At 31.7% G+C, this 1,210-nt stretch carries 1 protein-coding gene; it reads left to right on the top strand.

Annotation, left to right across the window (positions count from 1 at the left end; translation table 11 throughout):
- Positions 1 to 205: 205 nt before the first annotated feature.
- The coding region (locus X924_RS08205) for an IS1634 family transposase (protein ID WP_121958435.1) at positions 206 to 1,210 on the top strand (1,005 nt) is incomplete at its 3' end.

Raw genomic sequence — 1,210 nt, 5'->3', positions numbered from 1 at the left:
TTAATAGATTCCTTTGTTTTTCCTGACTTTGACAGTTAAGAGGGGAAATTGAAGGAACCCCAACGGTAGAAAGCGGGTTTGATAACAAAAAAGAAGAGAAAAAAATTCAAGTGTAGTGACATGATTAGTGTGTATAATTTCTCATTTCTGTTGACTTCATAATTATTTTCATGGTATAATATAAGTGACATTATGAAGTCAAGGGGTGATTTTTATCTTTCTTAGAACTGTAAAAAATAACGAAGGTAAACAGTATCTTCGAATAGTAGAAAGTTATCGAGAAAACGGTAAAACTAAACAGAAAATCATAGCTAATTTAGGTAGAGTTGATTTAATAAGTGTAAAAGAAGCAGAAAATATAATTAAAAAGTTAGAAGAGATATTTGGGATAAAAGAAGGTTTAAAGATAGAAGAGATAGAAGAAGAACCAGAAAAGAAGAATTATGGGATAAAAGTAATAGTGGACAGATTGTTTAAAAAGTACGACATGGATGAATTCTTTAAAAACATTGATGAAAAGACAAGGTTTGATGTACAAGAGCTTTTGAAAATAATGGTAATGAACAGGATATTAGAACCAAAAAGCAAGTTAGGGATATTCAACAATCTTGAATATTATGGATTCAAAAAGTCAGAAGAATGCGAAGATGGGATAGCCTTACACTGGTTTTACAGGACATTGGATGTATTATGTGAAAAGAAAAAAGAGATAGAAAAGCATATGTACCGTCAAAGGATAAGTTTATTCAACTCGAAAGTGGACTTAGTATTTTACGATGTAACGACGTTATCGTTTGAAACACAGCAAACAAACGAGATAATGCAGATGGGATATTCGAAAGACAAAAAATTCAACGAATCACAGGTAGTGTTAGGGATGTCGATAGACCAAGACAAGATGCCAGTAAGTTTTGATATATATCCAGGGAACACATTTGAAGGACACACTTTCAAAGACACGGTAGAAACTATGAAAAAAAGGTACAACATAGGAAAAGTCATAGTAGTATCAGACAGAGGGATGATGAGTAGGAAAAACATAGAAATAGTAGAAAACTCTGATTACGAATTCATAGTAGGGAAATCGATAAAACAAATAAAAAAGCTAAATGTGTTCGAAGGAGAATTCATTGAATTATCAGAAGGGATAAAATACAAAGAAATGCAATATGAAGGGAAAAGGCTTCTGATAATATACTCACAAGAAAGA

This window comes from Petrotoga sp. 9PWA.NaAc.5.4, from assembly GCF_002895485.1.
Taxonomy (GTDB): Bacteria; Thermotogota; Thermotogae; order Petrotogales; family Petrotogaceae; genus AZRK01.
The sequence above is the reverse complement of the archived record's forward strand: the minus strand, read 5'-3'. Positions and strand labels throughout refer to the sequence as shown.